18 protein-coding genes are annotated in these 17,386 nt (G+C 71.0%); 12 read left to right on the top strand and 6 right to left on the bottom strand.

Annotation, left to right across the window (positions count from 1 at the left end):
• Nucleotide 1: 1 nt before the first annotated feature.
• The 3 genes from IEZ03_RS19260 to IEZ03_RS19270 all read right to left on the bottom strand — a co-directional run bounded on the left by IEZ03_RS19260 (nucleotide 2) and on the right by IEZ03_RS19270 (nucleotide 2,860).
• Nucleotides 2-958 (bottom strand): phytoene/squalene synthase family protein, encoded by a 957-nt coding sequence (locus IEZ03_RS19260; RefSeq protein ID WP_132047409.1) that lies wholly within the window; start codon nucleotides 956-958, stop codon nucleotides 2-4.
• Nucleotides 955-2,427, bottom strand: a complete 1,473-nt coding sequence (locus IEZ03_RS19265; protein WP_184882051.1) for a phytoene desaturase family protein — start codon at nucleotides 2,425-2,427, stop codon at nucleotides 955-957. Before IEZ03_RS19265 ends, IEZ03_RS19260 begins: the two co-directional genes overlap by 4 nt.
• A gap of 139 nt (nucleotides 2,428-2,566) precedes the next feature.
• Nucleotides 2,567-2,860: a hypothetical protein gene (locus IEZ03_RS19270; RefSeq protein ID WP_184882053.1), complete on the bottom strand. Its 294-nt coding sequence runs from the start codon at nucleotides 2,858-2,860 to the stop codon at nucleotides 2,567-2,569.
• A 176-nt stretch (nucleotides 2,861-3,036) separates the two neighbouring features.
• Between IEZ03_RS19270 and IEZ03_RS19275 the strand changes: the two genes are divergently transcribed.
• The 4 genes from IEZ03_RS19275 (at nucleotide 3,037) to IEZ03_RS19290 (ending at nucleotide 5,479) form a co-directional block, all read left to right on the top strand.
• Nucleotides 3,037-3,273, top strand: coding sequence for a hypervirulence associated TUDOR domain-containing protein (locus tag IEZ03_RS19275; protein ID WP_184882055.1), 237 nt, complete (start codon nucleotides 3,037-3,039; stop codon nucleotides 3,271-3,273).
• A 71-nt stretch (nucleotides 3,274-3,344) separates the two neighbouring features.
• Nucleotides 3,345-4,256 (top strand): MerR family transcriptional regulator, encoded by a 912-nt coding sequence (locus tag IEZ03_RS19280; protein ID WP_184882057.1) that lies wholly within the window; start codon nucleotides 3,345-3,347, stop codon nucleotides 4,254-4,256.
• A 69-nt stretch (nucleotides 4,257-4,325) separates the two neighbouring features.
• The gene (locus IEZ03_RS19285) at nucleotides 4,326-4,823 is read left to right on the top strand and encodes an RNA polymerase sigma factor (protein ID WP_184882059.1); all 498 of its coding nucleotides are present in this window, start codon (nucleotides 4,326-4,328) and stop codon (nucleotides 4,821-4,823) included.
• A complete protein-coding gene (locus IEZ03_RS19290; RefSeq protein WP_184882061.1) occupies nucleotides 4,820-5,479 on the top strand; it encodes a YbgA family protein in 660 nt (219 codons plus the stop codon). The genes IEZ03_RS19285 and IEZ03_RS19290 overlap by 4 nt, the downstream gene beginning before the upstream one ends.
• Here the strand turns inward: IEZ03_RS19290 and IEZ03_RS19295 are convergent.
• Complete coding sequence (locus IEZ03_RS19295) at nucleotides 5,476-5,859, bottom strand: hypothetical protein (protein WP_229808403.1); 384 nt, start codon at nucleotides 5,857-5,859, stop codon at nucleotides 5,476-5,478. The two genes, IEZ03_RS19290 and IEZ03_RS19295, sit on opposite strands and share 4 nt — an antisense overlap.
• 290 nt (nucleotides 5,860-6,149) lie before the next feature.
• On the opposite strand from IEZ03_RS19295, the gene IEZ03_RS19300 reads away from it, so the two are divergent.
• From IEZ03_RS19300 to IEZ03_RS19310, 3 genes are read left to right on the top strand one after another with little or no spacing between them, the layout of a single operon-like run.
• Nucleotides 6,150-8,393 carry an MMPL family transporter gene (locus IEZ03_RS19300; RefSeq protein WP_184882065.1) on the top strand — a complete coding sequence of 748 codons (2,244 nt, stop codon included), beginning with the start codon at nucleotides 6,150-6,152 and terminating at the stop codon, nucleotides 8,391-8,393.
• Nucleotides 8,394-8,400: 7 nt separating this feature from the next.
• Nucleotides 8,401-9,627, top strand: coding sequence for a sensor histidine kinase (locus IEZ03_RS19305; RefSeq protein WP_184882067.1), 1,227 nt, complete (start codon nucleotides 8,401-8,403; stop codon nucleotides 9,625-9,627).
• Nucleotides 9,624-10,307 carry a response regulator transcription factor gene (locus tag IEZ03_RS19310; protein ID WP_184882069.1) on the top strand — a complete coding sequence of 228 codons (684 nt, stop codon included), beginning with the start codon at nucleotides 9,624-9,626 and terminating at the stop codon, nucleotides 10,305-10,307. The genes IEZ03_RS19305 and IEZ03_RS19310 overlap by 4 nt, the downstream gene beginning before the upstream one ends.
• Before the next feature lie 75 nt (nucleotides 10,308-10,382).
• On the opposite strand, the gene IEZ03_RS19315 is transcribed toward IEZ03_RS19310, so the two are convergent.
• Nucleotides 10,383-10,814, bottom strand: a complete 432-nt coding sequence (locus IEZ03_RS19315) for a hypothetical protein (RefSeq protein WP_184882071.1) — start codon at nucleotides 10,812-10,814, stop codon at nucleotides 10,383-10,385.
• Between the two features lie 52 nt (nucleotides 10,815-10,866).
• Nucleotides 10,867-12,672 carry a thiamine pyrophosphate-requiring protein gene (locus IEZ03_RS19320; RefSeq protein ID WP_184882072.1) on the bottom strand — a complete coding sequence of 602 codons (1,806 nt, stop codon included), beginning with the start codon at nucleotides 12,670-12,672 and terminating at the stop codon, nucleotides 10,867-10,869.
• A 127-nt stretch (nucleotides 12,673-12,799) separates the two neighbouring features.
• Here IEZ03_RS19320 and IEZ03_RS19325 point away from each other — a divergent pair, with 127 nt between their 5' ends.
• The 5 genes from IEZ03_RS19325 (at nucleotide 12,800) to ligD (ending at nucleotide 17,385) form a co-directional block, all read left to right on the top strand.
• Nucleotides 12,800-13,570 carry a protease inhibitor I9 family protein gene (locus tag IEZ03_RS19325; RefSeq protein ID WP_184882074.1) on the top strand — a complete coding sequence of 257 codons (771 nt, stop codon included), beginning with the start codon at nucleotides 12,800-12,802 and terminating at the stop codon, nucleotides 13,568-13,570.
• Nucleotides 13,571-13,878: 308 nt separating this feature from the next.
• Nucleotides 13,879-14,142: a hypothetical protein gene (locus IEZ03_RS19330; RefSeq protein WP_189241218.1), complete on the top strand. Its 264-nt coding sequence runs from the start codon at nucleotides 13,879-13,881 to the stop codon at nucleotides 14,140-14,142.
• A 125-nt stretch (nucleotides 14,143-14,267) separates the two neighbouring features.
• On the top strand, nucleotides 14,268-14,888 hold the full coding sequence (locus tag IEZ03_RS19335) for a hypothetical protein (RefSeq protein WP_184882078.1): 621 nt from the start codon (nucleotides 14,268-14,270) through the stop codon (nucleotides 14,886-14,888).
• Between the two features lie 1,045 nt (nucleotides 14,889-15,933).
• Entirely contained in the window at nucleotides 15,934-16,218 is a 285-nt protein-coding gene (locus IEZ03_RS19340; protein ID WP_184882080.1) for a hypothetical protein, read from the top strand.
• Between the two features lie 213 nt (nucleotides 16,219-16,431).
• A complete protein-coding gene (gene ligD / locus IEZ03_RS19345) occupies nucleotides 16,432-17,385 on the top strand; it encodes a non-homologous end-joining DNA ligase (RefSeq protein WP_184882082.1) in 954 nt (317 codons plus the stop codon).
• Nucleotide 17,386: the final 1 nt, after the last annotated feature.

Raw genomic sequence — 17,386 nt, forward strand, 5'->3', positions numbered from 1 at the left:
CTCAGACCTGCCCGTCCCCGAGCGCCCCGTCCCCCAGGGCGCCGTCTTCCAGCGCGCGGGCCGGGAGCCGCCGCTCGGCGCGGCCCGCGGCGGACGCGGCCAGCATGTGCCGCGCGAAGATCGCGGCCCGGCGGCGGCGCGGCACCCGCGCCCGCGCGCTCAGCACGTCGTGGTCCGCCGCGGCGATCTCGTCCAGGATGCCGCCGTACAGCTCGTACGCGGCGCGGATGCACGGCCGGGACGAGGGCGCGAGCAGGCCGAGGCCGTCCAGCGCGCGGCGGTAGTGGTCGCGGGCGCGGCCGGCCTCGAAGGCCACCAGCTCGCGCAGCGGCCGGGTGCGGCCGCCGGAGCGGAGGTCGTCCTCGGTCACCCCGAACCGGGCGAGATCTTCCTGCGGCAGGTAGATGCGGCCGCGCTCCAGGTCCTCGGCGACGTCCCGCAGGAAGTTGGTCAGCTGGAACGCCCGTCCCAGCTCGCGCGCGGGTTCGCGGGCCGCCCGCCCCGCACTCGGCACCGTCTCCAGGACCGGGAGCATCATCAGCCCGATCGCGGCCGCCGAGCCCTCCATGTACACCAGCAGGTCGTCGTAGGTCGCATACCGGGTCACGGTGAGATCGGTGCGCATCGACCTGAGGAAGGCGTCGATGTCGCTGCGCTCAATGCCGAAGGAGCGGACGGTGTGCACGAAGGCGGGCAGGACGGGGTCCGGGATGACCTCTCCCTCCAGGCTCGCACTCAGCCTCTGGGTCACATCGTCGAGCGCCTTCGCCCGAACCTCCGTGTCCGTGGCCTCATTGCCGTAGGCGTCGACAATGTCGTCCACATGGCGGGTGAACCCGTACAGAGCGTGGACATGGCGGCGCTTCCACGCCGGAAGGAGCAGCGTCGCCAGGTAGAACGAGCGTCCATGGCGGGCGTTGAGGCGGCGGCAGTGTTCGTAGCTCGCGGTCAGCGTCATCGGCGGCCTTCCAGGATGCGGGCGGCGGCCAGCCGCCCGGAGATCAGAGCCGTGGGGACGCCCACACCGGGCGCGGTGTACATCCCGGCGAAGTGCAGGCCGGGGACGCGGCGGCTCCGGCCCGCCGGCCGGAACCAGGCCGTCTGGCCGAACCGGTGGTCCAGCGCGAACGGCGTGCCCGCCGAATGGCCGAGGCGGGACCAGTCCCGCGGATCGAAGGTGAGCCGCGACGCCGCCGACAGGTCGCCGTACCCGAGTTCGGCGAGGCGGCCGAGCAGCCGCCGCTCCAGCCGCGGGGCGAGCCGGTCCCAGTCGGTTCCGCTCGCCAGGTTCGGGGCGGGTTCGAGGACGCTCAGCGTGGCGTGCCCGGCCGGTGCCGCCGCGCCGTCCGCCTCGGGATACGTGACCAGGACGCTCGGATCGGGCTGCGGGCGCCCGCGCGCCAGCGCCGAGAATGTGCTCGCCCACGTCCGGCCGAAATGCAGCGTGTGGTGCGCCTGACCGGGCAGCCGGCGGTCGAGCCCGAAGTGCATGACCAGGCAGGACGGCGAGTACCGCGGACGGCGCAGCCGCCAGTCGCCCGCCGCGTCCGGCAGCAGCCCCCGGTGGGCCCGCGCCAGGTCGCAGGCGACGACCACGTGCCCGGCGGCGATCCGCTCGCCGCCGTCCAGCCGCACCGCCGCCACCCCGGACGCGTCCGTCTCGACCCGCTCGGCGCGCACGCCGTACCGGACGGCGGCGCCCGCCTTCTCCGCGACGGCGGCGAGCGCCTGCGGGACGGCGTGCATCCCGCCCGCCTCGGGGAAGTACACGCCGCCGACCGTGTCCATGTGCGCGACGACCGCGTAGACGGCCAGCGCCTTCCCCGGCGGGAGCCCGACGTACAGCGCCTGGAACGTGTGCGCCCTGACGAGCCGCTCGTCGGTGAGCTGGGCCGCCACGAACCGGTCGAGGCGCCGGAACCCGCCCGCCGCCGCGAGCCTGAGCAGCGCGAGCGGGCGGGCCATGCTCCGCAGCCGGGTCATGTCCGCGTCGATGAACGCCGGCCATTCGGCGTCGAACATCGCCCCGAGCCGCCGCCGGAACCGCAGGTACCGCGCCGCCTCGTCCGGCCCGCACAGCGCGCGGACGTTCTCGGCCATCCGCTGCGCGCCCGCCACCACGTCCAGCCGGGAGCCGTCGTGGAAGGACAGGCGGTAGAAGGGGTCCAGCCGCCGGAGCGGGAGCAGGTTCTCCATGTCCTCGCCGGCCGCGCCGAACGTGTTCGCCAGCACCCCCGGCATGGTCAGCACCGAAGGGCCCGTGTCGAACCGGTAGGGACCGGCGTGCGCCGAGCCGCAGCAGCCCCCCGGCTCGTCGTGCGCCTCGACCACCACCACCTCGCGGCCGCGCGCCGCGAGGTGGATCGCCGCCGACAGCCCGGACAGGCCCGCCCCGACCACGACGACCCGGCCGTCCGCCGCCCTCAACGACTGTGCCCAGAATGTCGGGAGTGCACGGTTCCTCCATCGTCGTCCGAATGGTTGTGCACCGTTCTTCGGAACCCGGTGGCCGATCGGTTTCACCCATGCCCGGCGGCGTGGCCGAAACCGCCGCGATCCGCGGCCGCTACCGCATGGTGGACTGCGCCGCGCCGACTCTCTCTTCCGCCCGGCCGCGTTGCCCGGACGCCTCCATCGCCGCCTGGTCGTGCGATTCCTCCAGGCGGAGGGCGACCCCTATGGCGAAAAAGGTCGGAGCCCATTCGCCGATGAATATCCCCCACCGGTCGGCCCGGTCCACGCCCGCTGCCTCAAGGCGGTTGGACGCCGCCCATGAGGCGAACGCCAGACCGACGGAGGCGATGCCCGCCGAGTACATGTGGCTGGACTTCAAGCCCCAGCTGTGCAGTTTGCCGATCATGTTTCCCCCTTTGGTCGATCGGCCCGTACCCTCCGCTGACCTGCACAAGCACGCATGAAACGGATTTTGCCGCCTCCCGCCCGCGGGATGGCGCCGCCCCGGGCGGCCGCGGATGAATACCGTCTGACCAGGACTTTCGTGGTGACAACCGCGGCAACGGCGGGTAGGCGACAGCCATGGGCAGGAATGACAAGAAGGGCAAGAAGGAACCGGCCGTGGGCGACGAGGTCGCCTGGAGCAGCCACGGCTCCACGGCCGAGGGCCGCGTGGAGAAGAAGGTCACCGACCGCCGCGAGGAGGCCGGCCGCACCGTCGCCGCCTCGCCCGACGAACCGCAGTACGTCGTGCGCAGCGAGAAGAGCGGCAAGAAGGCCGTCCACAAGGGCTCGGCCCTGCGCCGGCGGAAGGGCTGAACCGGCTCGGCGACCCGCTCGGGTGAGAGGCGTACGCTGTGCGGGCCGGGACGACATGGGGGAGCGGACGCATGCGGGAGGCCCAGCTCGGCGTGGGCGCGGTGGCGCAGCGCCTCGGCGTGGCGGCGTCCACCCTCCGCACCTGGGACCGCCGCTACGGCATCGGCCCGAGCGGCCGCAGCGCGGGCGGCCACCGCCGCTACACCCCGGCGGACGTGGCCCGGCTGGAGACGATGCAACGCCAGATCCTCACCGGCGTCCCGCCCCAGGAGGCGGCCCGGGTCGCGCTCGAGGCGCCCCCCGGCGAACCTCCCGCCCCCCGCGCCCACGGCGCCGGCGGCAACCGCGTCCCGCTGCGGGCCGACCACGACGAGCGCCAGGCCGCGGAGGTGCGGGGCCTGGCCCGCGCGGCGATGGCGCTGGACGCCTCCGCGACCGCCGGGACCGTGCGCAACGCCCTCCGCCGCGACGGCGTCGTCCGCGCATGGGACGACCTGATCGCGCCCGTGCTGATCGGCATCGGCCGCAAGCACGCGGTGTCCGGCGACTGCGTGGAGGTCGAGCACCTCCTGTCCGCCGTGGTGCTCGGCTGCCTGGCGGAGACGCCGGCCGCGCCGCCGAACGGCCGTCCGGTCCTGCTGGCCTGCGCGCCGGAGGAACAGCACAGCCTCCCCGTGCACGCCCTGGCGGCCGCCTTGGCCGAAACCGGCGTCGAAACGCTGACCCTGGGCGCACGCGTGCCGCCCCCGGCCCTGACCGCCGCGATCCGCAGAACGGGCCCGAACGCCGTCTTCGTCTGGTCGCAGACCACCGAGACCGGCGACCCCGCCTGGCTGGCGGAACTGCCCGCGTCCCGCCCGCCGTACCGCCTCGTGGTCGGCGGACCCGGCTGGAACCGCGACCGCCTACCGCCGCACATCACCCGGGTGGCGGCCTTCCCCGAGGCCGTCACCGCCCTGGCGTCCCTCCCCGGAGCCCGCTGATCCGCTCCCTTTGCCCCACTTTGGACTATGAACAAGTTTTGAAGCGGTTTTTCCGGGGACCTGGGCCGCATGAGACTGGAACAGCGGCTCGCCGACGGCGACGAGGCGGCGCTCGCCGAGTGCTACACCGCGCTCGGCCCCCTCGTCCGCCGCCACGCGGGACGACTCGTACCGGACCACGCCGTGGACGACGTCGTCCAGCTCGTCTTCCTGGAGGTCTGGCGATCCCGCGGGCGCTTCGACCCCTCCCGCGGCCTGGAGCCGTGGGTCCTAACCATCGCCCGCAAACGCGCCATCGACCAGCTGCGCGCCGAGGCCCGGCACTCCCGGAGATCGGTCCCGCTGGAGGACACCGCCGGAGTACCCGACCGCACGTCCGCCGTGGACGCTGCATGCGACATCCGCGAAGCACTGGCGGGACTCCCCGCCCCGCAGCGCCAGGCGATAGTCCTGGCCCACTTCGGGCAGCTGACCCAGAAAGAAATAGCCGACCGCCTATGCATCCCCCTGGGCACCGTCAAGGCCCGCACCACCCGCGGCCTACGCCGGATGAGAGACCTCCTGTGACGGACCTGGCCCACCCGCGCCCCCGCCTAGCAGCACCAAGCCACCTGCTCACCGCCGACCCCCTGGCAGCCCACGCCGACTGCATCCCCCCGGACGAAGACCCAGACGGATACATCTCAGACTCCCAAACACCCGGAGCCCTCCCGCACCTGCCCGCAACCAGCCTCCACGACCCCGAACTCCGCGAACACTTCATCGAGCGCCTCTACGCCCAGGCCCGCCTCCGCGAACTTTTCGCCGGAGATTGGCGCCCCGGCGACCTGGTCGCCTTCCACAGCCGCCACAAACTGCAGATCCTCGCCCACGACCCCGCGGCCTACCGGCACATGGGCCGCATGGTCGCCCAAGCGGGCACGCGACCCGCCACCGCATTGGAGACCGAGTACCGCCGCGCCTTCACCGAAGCCTTCGCCGTCTCCCCGACCCCCGGCCGCCACACCAACGCCCTCGGTCACGTCCTGGGCCCGCTGAGCAACCGCCTGGACCCGCCCGAACGCCACGAAATAGTCGCCGCGATCGCTTCCTACCACCAGGGCGAGGCGCCTTTGCGCACCCCGATCGCCCTACTGCGCCACTACGCCGAAGCCAAGAACCACACCTACCTGGCCGACCAGACCTACTTGGCCCCCTACCCGCCTGCCCTCCGCGTGGATTAGTCCTCGTCGCCCGGCCTGGCGATGTGATCCGGCAGCCCATGCGTCCGCCGCCGCTCCTTCATCTCGGCCTCGAAGACGTGCCGCCGCCCCTCCATGAGCCGCCCCCGCACCTTGCCCTCGATGGACCGGAACTCCCGGTAATACCCGTCGTCGTACTCCTCGACGATCTGGAACGTCCACCGCCCCGAGAGCACGTTCCGCCCGATCAACTCGCGCTCGACCTCATCAGCCAGATCACCGTGCCCAGCCGCCCGCAACAGCTCCACCGCCGCGTCGAGCTGCCCGTCGGCCCGCCCCGTCAACTGATGAAACGCGTAAAGATGCCCCCGCGCCTGCTCGGTGGTCTCCAACGCCTCCGAAACCCGCCCGGCCGCAGCCACGGCCCCATCAGAAACCCCCTCCGGCCGCCGATGCCGCTCCGCCGGCCCGTCCCTGCTCATACCGGCCCTCTACCACCGCCCCCCACCCCCAAACGGCGGCCACCTGAACGAGGCATGGCCGAGCCGGGTCTGGTGCGCAGGCACTAGGACGCGCGGCCGGCTGGTCCAGGCGCACCAGGAGAAGGCGGTGTCGGGGGACGATGCCCGGCGGGGGCGCCGGAGGGAAGTGTTGGAGGCCGCGTGGATCGCACGCGATTCCCCTTTCCCGCAGCGTCTGGAGTGATCAATCCGTGGCGACACTTCTCTACCGGATCGGACGGTGGGCCTTCCGACGGCGCCGGCTCGTGCTCTGCCTGTGGCTGGGTGCCCTGGTGCTGGCCGGGGTCGCCGCCGCCACGGCGCCCGCCGGGCAGGAAGAGGACCTGTCCATGCCCGGCACCGAGTCGCAGAAGGCGTTCGACCTGCTGGACGAGCGCTTCCCGCAGAGCAACTCCCAGGGCGCCGAAGCCCGCATGGTGTTCCAGGCCCCGGACGGGCAGCGGGTGACGGCCCGCGAGAACCGGGCCGCCGTCCGGGACACCCTCGGCTCGCTGGACGGGGGCGATCAGGTCGCCTCGACCACCGACCCCTACGAGACCGGCGCCGTCAGCGAGGACGGCACCATCGCCTACTCCACGATCACCTACACCGCGGGCGCCGCCGACCTGATCGAGCCGGCGAAGAACGCCCTCCGGCACGCCGCGGACCAGGCCCGGGACGCGGGGCTGACCGTGGAGATCGGCGGCTCGGCCCTGGATTCGCAGGAGGAGCCGGGCGGTACGACCGAGATCATCGGCGTGGCGGTCGCGGCGGTGGTGCTGGTCCTCGCCCTCGGGTCGCTGGTCGCGGCCGGACTGTCGCTGCTGACCGCCTTCGCGGGTGTGGCCATCGCGTTCAGCCTGATCTCCGCGCTGGCCGTCCGGCTGGGCCTGACGTCCACCGTCGCGATCCTGGCGCTGATGCTGGGCCTGGCTGTCGGCATCGACTACGCGCTGTTCATCACCTCCCGCTTCCGCGACGAGCTCGTCCAGGGCGGCGAGCCGGACGAGGCCGCCGGCCGGGCGGTGGGGACGGCCGGATCCGCCGTCGTCTTCGCCGGCGCGACCGTCTTCATCGCCCTGGTCGGGCTGGGGGTCGTCGGAATCCCCGAACTCACGAAGATGGGCCTGGGCGGCGCGGGCGCCGTGGCCCTCGCCGTGCTCGTCGCACTGACCCTGGTCCCCGCGATGCTCGGCTTCGCCGGCCGGCGGATCCTGCCCCGCGCCGCCCGCAAGGCCGCCCGGCGGGGGAGCGGGCGTCCGCACCCGGCGCCCGCCGCGTCCGGGCGGCTCGGCCTCGGCACCCGCTGGGCGCGGTTCGTGCTCCGCCGGCCGGTGACCGTGCTGCTGGTCGCCGGACTCGGCCTCGGCGCCGTCGCCCTCCCCGCGCTGAACCTCGAACTCGGGCTGCCCGGGGACGAGTCCAAGTCGGTCCAGACCACCGAGCGCCGTGCCTACGACCTGCTGTCCGAAGGCTTCGGTCCCGGCTTCAACGGCCCGCTGACCGTGGTCGTGGACATGGCGGAGCCCGCGGACACCGGGGCCGCCGCGAACCTGGTCGCGGAGACCGTACGGGGAGTGGACGGGGTCGCGTCCGTCGGTGACCCGGTTCTCAACCCGGCCGGGGACACGGCCGTCCTCACCGCCGTCCCGCAGACCGCGCCGAGCAGCGGCGAGACCAAGGACCTGGTGCACGCGATCCGGGGCGCGGTCTCCGCCGTCGAGGCCGAGACGGGCTCCGGCGTCCTGGTGACCGGCACCACCGCGATGAACATCGACATCTCCGAAGCCATGTCCGACGCCCTGCTTCCCTATCTGACCGTGGTCATCGGCCTGGCGGTGCTCCTGCTGATGGTGGTCTTCCGCTCGGTCCTGGTCCCGGTCAAGGCCGCGCTCGGTTTCCTGCTGTCGGTGGGTGCCGCGTTCGGCGTGCTGGTCGCCGTCTTCCAGTGGGGCTGGGCGGCGGACCTGATCGGCACCGAGCAGACCGGACCGGTCATGTCGCTGATGCCGATCCTCATCATCGGGATCGTGTTCGGCCTCGCCATGGACTACGAGGTCTTCCTCCTCTCCCGGATGCGGGAGGACTACGTGCACGGCGCGTCCCCCGGCGAGGCGGTCGTGCACGGCTTCCGGCACAGCGGACGCGTGGTGGCCGCGGCGGCGATCATCATGATCAGCGTGTTCGCCGGATTCATCGGGATGAGTTCCCCGACCATCCAGACGATGGGCGTCGGGCTGGCCGCCGCCGTCGCCTTCGACGCCTTCGTGGTCCGGATGGCGATCGTCCCCGCGGTCCTGGCGCTGCTCGGCCGCCGGGCCTGGTGGCTGCCTCCTATCCTGAACCGTGTGCTGCCGAACGTGGACATCGAAGGGGAGAGACTGAGCCGCCACGTCCCGGCGTCCGCGACCGGGCCGGACGCGGCGGTGCCGCTGCTCCCCGGCGGCGGACGCTGACCCGGCCATGACGAACCCCGGAGGCGGTGCCCCGCGACCACGCGGCATGTGGTGGCGGGAGGGAGCGATCACGGCGGCGGCGTTCGCCCTCTGCCTGCTCGGCGGCATGGTGCGGGTCGACGACACGCTGTCCGCGCCGCCCGCCGCCACCTACCTCCTCGCCGCGGTGTCCTGTGCCGTGCTGCCGCTGCGGCACAGGGCGCCCCTGGCCGCCATGGCGGCCACGACCACGGCCGGCATGCTGGCCCCGCTCCTGGGCCTGCTGCTGACCCCGCTCATCATGGCTCCCGCCGTGATCAGCGCCTACTCCCTCACCGCGCGCACCGAACGGCGCGGGACGAGCGCGGTGCTCCTCGCCTCCGCGGCACTGCTGGCCACGTCCACCGCCTTGTTCGACGCCATCTCGTGGAAGGACGCGAGCCGGATGGGAGCGGTGGCGGCGTTCCCGCTGGTGGCCGGGGTCCTCGGTCACGCGACGCGGAACCGGCGGGCCTACCTGGCGGCCGTGGAAGAGCGGGCCCAGCGCGCCGAGAAGAGCCGGGAACTGGAGGCGCGCCGGAGAGTGGCCGAGGAGCGGGTGCGCATCGCCCGGGAACTGCACGACCTCGTGGCCCACCAGATCACCCTCGCCAACGCGCAGGCCACGGTCGCCGCCCACCTCTTCGACACCAGCCCGGAGCAGACCCGCAAGAGCCTGAAGGAACTCGTCGAGACGACCAGCGACGCGCTCGACGACCTCCGGGCCACGGTCGGCCTGCTGCGCCAGTCCGGGGACGCGGCCGCGCCGTCCGAGCCGGCGCCCGGCCTGTCCCGCCTCCCCACCCTGCTGGAGTCCTTCCGCCGCGCCGGCCTGGAGGTCTCGGTGCACCAGGAGGGCACGTCCAGGCCGCTGCCGCCGGGAGCGGACCTCACCGCGTACCGCATCGTCCAGGAGGCCCTGACCAACGTGACCAAACACGCAGGCACCGGCAGCGCGCAGGTGCGCCTCACCTGGAACCGCGATCGCGTGACCATCACCGTCGCCGACGACGGCGGGGAGACACCGAACGCGTCCCCGGACCGTCCACCCGGTTACGGCCTCATCGGGATGCGCGAACGTGCCACCGCGATAGGAGGGCACCTTTCCGCGGGACGGCGCCCCGAGGGCGGCTTCCTCGTATCCACCGAGCTCCCCCTCCCGCCCTCCAAGGTCACGACGCGGGAGACCGCCGGAGAGGCCGGGGATGCGCCGTGACGCTCAGCGTCCTCCTCGCCGACGACCAGGCCCTGCTGCGCGCCGCCTTCCGGACGCTGCTCGACACCGCCGACGACATCACCGTCGTCGGCGAGGCGGCCGACGGCGGGGAGGCGGTCCGCCTCACCCGGGAGCTGCGCCCCGATGTCGTGATCATGGACATCCGCATGCCCGACGTGGACGGCCTTACCGCCACGTCGCAGATCTGCGCGGACCCGGAACTGCGCGCCAGCCGCATCCTGATCCTCACCACGTACGAGACCGACGAGTACGTCGCGCAGGCACTCCGCGCGGGGGCCAGCGGCTTCATCGGCAAGGGCATCGGCGCCGAGGCCCTGCTGGACGCCGTCCGCACGATCGCCAACGGCGACACCCTCCTGTCACCCGCCGCGACCCGCTCCCTGGTGGCCCGCTTCCTGGCCACCCCCGACGGCACCCCCCCGCACGACCCCGAAGCGCTCGCCGTGCTCACCCCACGCGAACGCGAGATGGTGGCCCTGGTCGCCACCGGCCTGTCCAACCAGGAGATCGCCGACCGGATGTACCTCAGCCCTTACACCGTCCGCGCCCACGTACAACGCGCCATGATGAAACTAGAGGCCCGCGACCGCGCCCAACTAGTAGTAATCGCCTACCGCACGGGCCTAGTCCAACCAACCCCCGGCCCCGACCCGACATGAGCGCGACAACCGCCCTCGAAGGCCCACAGGTCTTGTCGCGTAGATGCCGCTTCACTTCGGCTGGCTCGGCGAGCCTCATTCCTTCTCGTCGTCCGCCCCCGGGTCACCGCGCAGGCGTTCGAGCTGGGCGGCGAGCATGATCAGCAGGGCCTGACCGAGCATGAAGGCCATGGCGGCCAAGAACGCCCCCGTCGCCCACGCCGCGCCGGCGGGAAGGGTGAGGCCGGCCACGACGGCCGCGCCCAAGCCGAGGGCCACGGACAGGATGCCGAGCGCCGTGCCGAGCAGGTCGACCTCGCGCGGCCCCGCACCCGGGCGACGCCGGAACCCCTTGGTGGTCGCGGCCTGGAGCACGGTGAACGCCGCCGCGGCGCCCATCGCGAACCCGAAGATGTCGGCGAGCGACGGGGAACCCGCCAGCTTGTCGAGCGCGCCGAAGGACGAAGTGATCATGATCGAGAACCCGAACGCGGCGCTGTTGTCGATGACGGCGGTCTTGACGCCCACGCGGGCACTACGCCTGACGTGAGAAGCGCCAACGTCCCGGGATGGCCCCATGTCAGTCGTGTTTGCGGCCGGGAAGGTTCTCGTACAGCTCCGTGAGCTTCTGCCGGAAGCCGCGCTCGGCGATGCCGGCCTTCTGCGGGTCCTTGAGGCCGGCCTTGACGGTCTTCTTGGCCTGCTCCTTCATGATGTGCGGCGGGATCGGCGCGATCTGGTCGTCCACCACGAATTCCAGCACCACAGGCCGATCGCTGGCGAGGGCGTCCTGCCAGGCCACGGTGACCTTCTTGGGGTCGTCGCAGTAAATGCCCTTCAGACCGCACAGTTCGGCGTACTTCGAGTACGGGAAGTCCGGGATGGACTGCGAGCCCTCGTACTTCGGGTCGCCGCCCATCGCCCGCTGCTCCCAGGTGACCTGGTTGAGGTCCTGGTTGTTGAAGACGCAGAAGACCAGCGGCGGCGAGCCGCCCATCCGGTCGGCGTACCGCTTCACCGTGAGCATCTCGTTCATGCCGTTCATCTGGAACGCGCCGTCCCCGACGAAGGCGATGACCGGACGGTCCGGGAAGGCGAACCGCGCGGCGATCGCGTACGGGACACCCGGCCCCATCGTCGCGAGCGTCCCCGACAGCGACGCCTTCATGCCCTCCCGGATCTTGAGGTGCCGGGCCCACCAGTTGGTCGTCGAACCGGAGTCGGCGGTGAGGATGCACTCATCGGGCAGCAGCGGCGACAGTTCATGGGCCACCGCCTGCGGGTTGATCTTCCCGTCGAACGTCTGCCCGGCTCGTTTCCCCATCACCGTGTCCCAGGTGCGGACGTTCTCCTCGATCTGCTCGCGCCAGGACCGGTCCTGTTTGCGGCGCAGCAGCGGGATCAGCTGCTGGAGGGTCTCCTTGGCGTCGCCGACGACGTGCGCGTCCATCGGGTACCTGGTCCCGATCATGCGGCCGTCGATGTCGATCTCGACGCCGCGGCAGCTGCCCTCGTCCGGCAGCCATTCCGCGTACGGGAAGCTGCTGCCGATCATGAAGAGGGTGTCGCAGTTCATCATCATCTCGTCGCTGGCCTTCGAGCCGAGCAGCCCGACGGGGCCGGTGACGAACGGCAGGTCGTCCGGCAGCACCTCGCGGCCGAGCAGCGCCTTGGCCACCCCGGCGCCGAGCAGTTCGGCGACCTCGACGACCTCTTCGCGGGCCTGGGCCGCGCCCTGCCCGATGAGCATCGCGACCTTCTCGCCCTCGTTGAGGATGTCGGCGGCCTTGCGCAGCTCCTCCCGGTTCGGCAGGACACGGGGCCGGCTCCAGCCGACGCTGGAGTACACCGAGCCGTGCTCCTTCGGCGGCGACGGCATCGCCTCCGCCTCCTGCACGTCCTCCGGGATGACGATCGTCGCGACGCTCCGGGTGGTCAGCGCCGTCTTGAACGCCCGGTCGATCACGTGCCGCATCTGCCCGGGGTGCATGACGATCTGGCAGTACTCCGAGACGTCGGAGAACAGGTTCTCGAGGTTCACTTCCTGCTGGTAGTTGGTGCCTTGCGCGAGCCGCTTCTGCTGCCCGACGATCGCGACGACCGGCTGGTGGTCCAGTTTCGCGTCGTACAGGCCGTTCAACAGGTGGATCGCACCCGGCCCGGACGTCGCCACGCAGACACCGACCTCGCCGGTGAACTTGGCGTGCCCGCAGGCCATGAACGCCGCCATCTCCTCGTGGCGCGTCTGGACGAACTCCGGCTTCCCCTCGGCGCGGTCGAAGGCGCCCAGCATGCCGTTGATGCCGTCACCCGGATATCCGTAGACGCGCTCGATGCCCCACTCCGTGAGGCGCTGGAGGACGTAGTCGGCTACTTGCTGGGCCATGTCTTCAACTCTCCCGGTGGTCGTCGACGACGCGGTACCCGTGCCTGCTCCCCGGGTCCCCGGGAAGCAGGAGACCAAACCATCTGCCAGGGCCCACCGCCTCGACATGTAATGCAGAATCCGGGTCATGGGTCGACCTGATCACTACCGGGGCCCGGCGGCCGTCCGGACCCCCGGCTCTGCAACCGACCATCCGGTATTCGCCGATCTGTTCTGGGGCTCGGTACCGCTCGGCACCGAGCGGCCTGCGCGGAATGGAAGGCTGACCGGCACCCCTGCGCCGTTGTACGAGGCTGGTGCGCGGTCCGTGCCCAGCGGGGACGCGCTGGTGACCCTGCCGGACGGCTACCAGCAGGAAGGCGAACTGACGCCTCTCTCGATGGGAAACGGTTGCACCTTCGCCGGGCCGGCTCCCTATTTCCCGGCAACCGAGGGTCGCATCGACGGGCACTATGTCGTGTCCCTGGGCGGCATGGCCGGCTGGCCCGGCGTCATCGACGCGAAGGAACTGGGCCGGCGGATGACCGTCCGACTCGGTATCGCGGTGACCCGCGCGTCTCCGATCTGGGGCTGGTTCTGCGCCTCCCTGACCCCGGATCAGCTGGCCCGTGTGCGCAGGGAGCCGGGCGTCATCTACGTGGAGCAGGATGCACGAGTCCAGCCCGCCCAAGTGTCCTTCGCGCCCCCATCGCACGCGATCGAGGGGGAGTTCCTCATCGGCGTCCGCCAGGCCGCCGATCCCATCGCCGTCGCCGCAAGACTGGGGCTTGAGGTCGACGATGTCTACGAGTTCATCGCCACGTTCGCCACCCGCTTGACTCCCGCCGACATCGAGCGTGTTCGCCTCGACCCGGACGTGACCATCATCGAGCAGAACCGCAGAGCCGATCTCGACTGACCGAAGCCCGGACGCATAACGGCTTATTCGGTAAACAAAGGCGAGAACTTCGCCGAGTCGCCCGCCGGGTTAAGTGTGTCCCCTCCACTGCCTGGCGGTACGTCAACGAGACCGTGATGGCTCTGTTGGCGCGTTTGCCAGGATGTTCCTTCCTCTTCTGGGACGTTCCACCGTCGGCGAAGGTCCACGCCCACGTCGTGGGTGCGGCGCCCATGAGTCTCGGGGACCCACAGTGCAGCAGATGGCTCTGGACCATGTCGCGCAGTGCGCCCGTCGCGGCTTCGAGGCCGAGCGTCTCGTCGCACACGATGTCGATCGCCGCGACGTGCTCGGCGGTCAGCAGCGGCTCGATCACCCGCCGCACGCTCGGATGGCGAGCGCGTGCGACCTTCGTCGTGCGGGAGAACGAGAACGCCGTCGACATGCTCAACGCCAGCTGCCTGATGCTCACCCGCCTGGTCTCGACGGCCGACTCCGACACCCGCCGCCGACTGGAACGGCCGATGCGCGACTTGGCGGACGTCATCGCCTCGCTGGCCGGTGCGCTATTCAGGTGGGCCAAGCCCTGGTGAGGGCGCGTGGGTGCCGGCTGTGCGAGACGCCGTTCTGAAGCAGATCTGAAGCACGCGGGCGGTTCCCTTGCATTTCCAGGCGTGCCCTGACCGGGCGTGCCGCATTTAGGAACGGAGAAGCGATCATGCGGACCAGCATGTCCGGACGCTCCAAGCGCGCCATCGCGGTGGGAACGCTGGCCACGGCGATGGCCGGCGGAGGACTCCTCGCCACGGCGTCCGCCGCCTCAGCCGACAGCGCTCCGGCGGACAACGATCACTGCGTCACCAACGTCGCGACCGGGCAGATGCAGTGCTACGACACCTTCCCGCAGGCGATCTCCGCCGCCACGGGCGGCCAGATCACCGACGCGCCGCAGAGCCCGGCTGCGGCCGTCGCCAGCCGGTCGTTCGAACAGCGGATCAACGCCGCCGGCAGGCAGGCCGCGTCCAGCGCCGCGCCGCTGGCGACGGTCACACTCTCCATCGAGTACGACTGGAACTACTACCAGACCACCGCGGGCAGCAACACGTACACGGGCACCTCCGGCTGCGACAGCGACGGCTCGGTGGAATGGATGAAGAACAACCTCGGTGACTCCTGGAACGACCGGATCTCGTCGTTCAAGGGCTACAACGGCTGCCAGGTCAGGCACTTCCAGCACGAGAACGGCGCCGGGGCGTACACCACACCCGTCGGACAGAACCCCTCGATGATGGATCACGGCGGCCTGAACAACCAGGCGTCCTCAATCCACTGGATCTGAGCACCGCAACCGGCCCGACGCACGTCAGACTCTGACGAAGCGACCGCGCCCCCGGCCCGCGTGAGGAGGCCGTCTTCGATCCCCGGAAGACGGCCTCTGCCCCTTCCTCGGTGGCCGCGCCGCCAACCCTCCCCAGCGAGACGCGGAGCGCCCGCAGCGAAGCGAGGCCGTACGACATTGACGGGCGACGAACGGCGGCCATCATCGGCCATGAGGCGGGCCCAGAACTCATTCGTGCGGCAACACACTCGCGGCCTCGACCGGTGACAGCCTTAAAGAGCTGATGGCGCCCATGGGGCACGCCTCGACGCCGGCGGCGCTGATCAACCAGCACGCCAGCCAGGATCGAGACAGGGTGATCGCGGCGGCCCTCGGTGACGCCTTGGCGAAGGATTGCGAGCGTGGGCGTGGATCACCCCGTCGGCCGAGCGGAGGCCCCGAGACCGCCGACAAGGTCCCCCCGCAGGGCACTCGCGACCAGTCGTCGGCCGACCCGACCGGCGACAAGCAGCAAACGGTGAGCGTCTGAGTAAAAGCAGAGCGGAGAGGCTCGCGCACGCCCTGGGGGGCCAGGACCACGATGGCCACCAACTCGGCGACACGGTCGCCCCGCCGGTCTGTTCCGCAGGTTCGGAATGGACTTGCGAGGGATCGGTAGAAGTCCGTTCGGTTGCCACCGAGGTCTTCGACCGAGCGTCCGTCGAACTGACGGTTCGTTGTCTGGCTGCTGTGGTCACAGGTGCTGACCAGGTAACTCATGGATTGACTAGGACGTGGCCGGATTGCCTGAGATGAGACCTCACCGCGCGCCGGTCTCCCTTTCGTCGGTTTAGTGTTATTGGCCAATGAGCTGAAGTTGCCAGTGACGACGGCCGAAGCTGCCTCCCCTCAAGCGTCGGCGTCTGCGGCGTCGTCGGCCCTCGGCCACCGTGTCGCGCTGCTGAGCACTTATTATCATCGCGCGTTTTGCTCATGCTTTTGATCTGGGGCGCTCAGGTTTCATTGTGGCTCACCAACAGCGAGACCCGCTTGGAGGTTCACCGGCTTGTCGAAGGCGCTGGCCGGGGTGCTGGCGACCGCGGCGTTCGCGGTGGTCAATGCCACCGTCTGGAATATCGCCGATGCGCTTGGTCCGATTCGGCAGGCGGTCCTGGCGGTTGCGGCCTTGCTGGCGTGGCTCATCATCGACCATCGGTTGTGGGAACGCCCGGACGACGTCATCAATCGCCAGCGTGCCAAGCTGTACAACGCTGTCACCCTGGCTACGTTGCATGGGCATGGCCGGTGGTGCGCTCGGGTCGGGGCTGGAGGACGAGTCGGCCGTGCGTGACTCCGCGTACGGGGTCCGTCAACGCAGCCGCCTGGAGCAGCAGAGGAAGCGCAACACCTCCTGATCGGACCTGCTCTGCTGCCTGCCAGATCTGCGGCGAGCGTTCGAGGCATCGGCCTAGGTGATCTACGGGAGGGGCCGGCGGAAGCGGAATTTCCCTGTTCATTGCAGTAGGCCGGCATGTCGCCGCCTTCTGGGCGGTAGGTCGTGGTGATGGGGAGCCTGCCGATTTATCCGCCGATGCTGGCCGTGCTGGGGGAACTGCCGACCACGGAAGGCTGGGCGGCCGAGTTGAAGTGGGACGGAGTCCGGGCCGTCGCCTATATCCGCGACGAACGGTTACAGTTGATGTCGCGCAACGAAAAGGACATCACCGTCGCCTGGCCCGAACTCGCCCCGCTCGCCGCCGCGGTCGACGTGCCGGCGGTGCTGGACGGGGAGATCGTGGCGTTCGAACCGGACGGCAGGCCGTCGTTCAAGGCGCTCGGCCCGCGGATGCACCTGCGTCAGCCGGACCGCATCAAGGCCCTGGCCCAGTCCAACCCCGTCTCTTACATGATCTTTGATGTGCTGCACCGTGGCGATGAGTCCCAGATCGCCCTGCCCTACGCCGAGAGGCGCCGGGCTCTCCAGGGGCTCGGGCTGGACGGGCCGTGCTGGAAGACGACCACTTCCCACGACGACGTCGCGAATGTCTTCGCCGAGTCGTCCCGTTTGGGCTTGGAGGGCGTGGTCTCCAAGCGGGTCGACTCCCCGTACCGGCCGGGGAAACGGCATCGGGACTGGACCAAGACGAAGAACTTCCGGACGCAGGAAGTGGTCATCGTCGGCTGGAAGCCGGGGGAGGGCCGCCGCGCCGACCGGATCGGCGCGCTTCTGCTGGCCGTCAACGACGAGCGGGGACGGCTGAGATACGCCGGTCATGTCGGTACCGGCTTCACCGAGGCGATCTTGGACGACCTCGCCAGGCGTCTCGCGCCGTTGCGGCAGGACGACCCGCCGGTTTCCGACGTGCCCCCTCAGCAGGCGCGAGACGCCCGCTGGGTGCGGCCCCAGTTGGTCGGTGAGGTCGCTTTCGCGGAGTGGACCGGCGATGGCCGGCTGCGGCACCCGAGCTGGCGCGGAGTCCGCACGGACAAGGAACCGGGCGAAGTCCGCCGCGAATAGG

Origin of the sequence: Actinomadura livida, from assembly GCF_014648675.1 — a bacterium.
GTDB lineage: Bacteria > Actinomycetota > Actinomycetes > Streptosporangiales > Streptosporangiaceae > Spirillospora > Spirillospora livida.

Bases quoted from the DNA above. Each gene is read 5' to 3' on its own strand.
- IEZ03_RS19260 (WP_132047409.1), bottom strand. From the start codon at position 958: ATGACGCTGACCGCGAGCTACGAACACTGCCGCCGCCTCAACGCCCGC.
- IEZ03_RS19270 (WP_184882053.1), bottom strand. From the start codon at position 2,860: ATGATCGGCAAACTGCACAGCTGGGGCTTGAAGTCCAGCCACATGTAC.
- IEZ03_RS19275 (WP_184882055.1), top strand. From the start codon at position 3,037: ATGGGCAGGAATGACAAGAAGGGCAAGAAGGAACCGGCCGTGGGCGAC.
- IEZ03_RS19280 (WP_184882057.1), top strand. From the start codon at position 3,345: ATGCGGGAGGCCCAGCTCGGCGTGGGCGCGGTGGCGCAGCGCCTCGGC.
- IEZ03_RS19285 (WP_184882059.1), top strand. From the start codon at position 4,326: ATGAGACTGGAACAGCGGCTCGCCGACGGCGACGAGGCGGCGCTCGCC.
- IEZ03_RS19305 (WP_184882067.1), top strand. From the start codon at position 8,401: ATGACGAACCCCGGAGGCGGTGCCCCGCGACCACGCGGCATGTGGTGG.
- IEZ03_RS19320 (WP_184882072.1), bottom strand. From the start codon at position 12,672: ATGGCCCAGCAAGTAGCCGACTACGTCCTCCAGCGCCTCACGGAGTGG.
- IEZ03_RS19325 (WP_184882074.1), top strand. From the start codon at position 12,800: ATGGGTCGACCTGATCACTACCGGGGCCCGGCGGCCGTCCGGACCCCC.
- IEZ03_RS19330 (WP_189241218.1), top strand. From the start codon at position 13,879: ATGTCGATCGCCGCGACGTGCTCGGCGGTCAGCAGCGGCTCGATCACC.
- IEZ03_RS19335 (WP_184882078.1), top strand. From the start codon at position 14,268: ATGCGGACCAGCATGTCCGGACGCTCCAAGCGCGCCATCGCGGTGGGA.
- ligD (WP_184882082.1), top strand. From the start codon at position 16,432: ATGGGGAGCCTGCCGATTTATCCGCCGATGCTGGCCGTGCTGGGGGAA.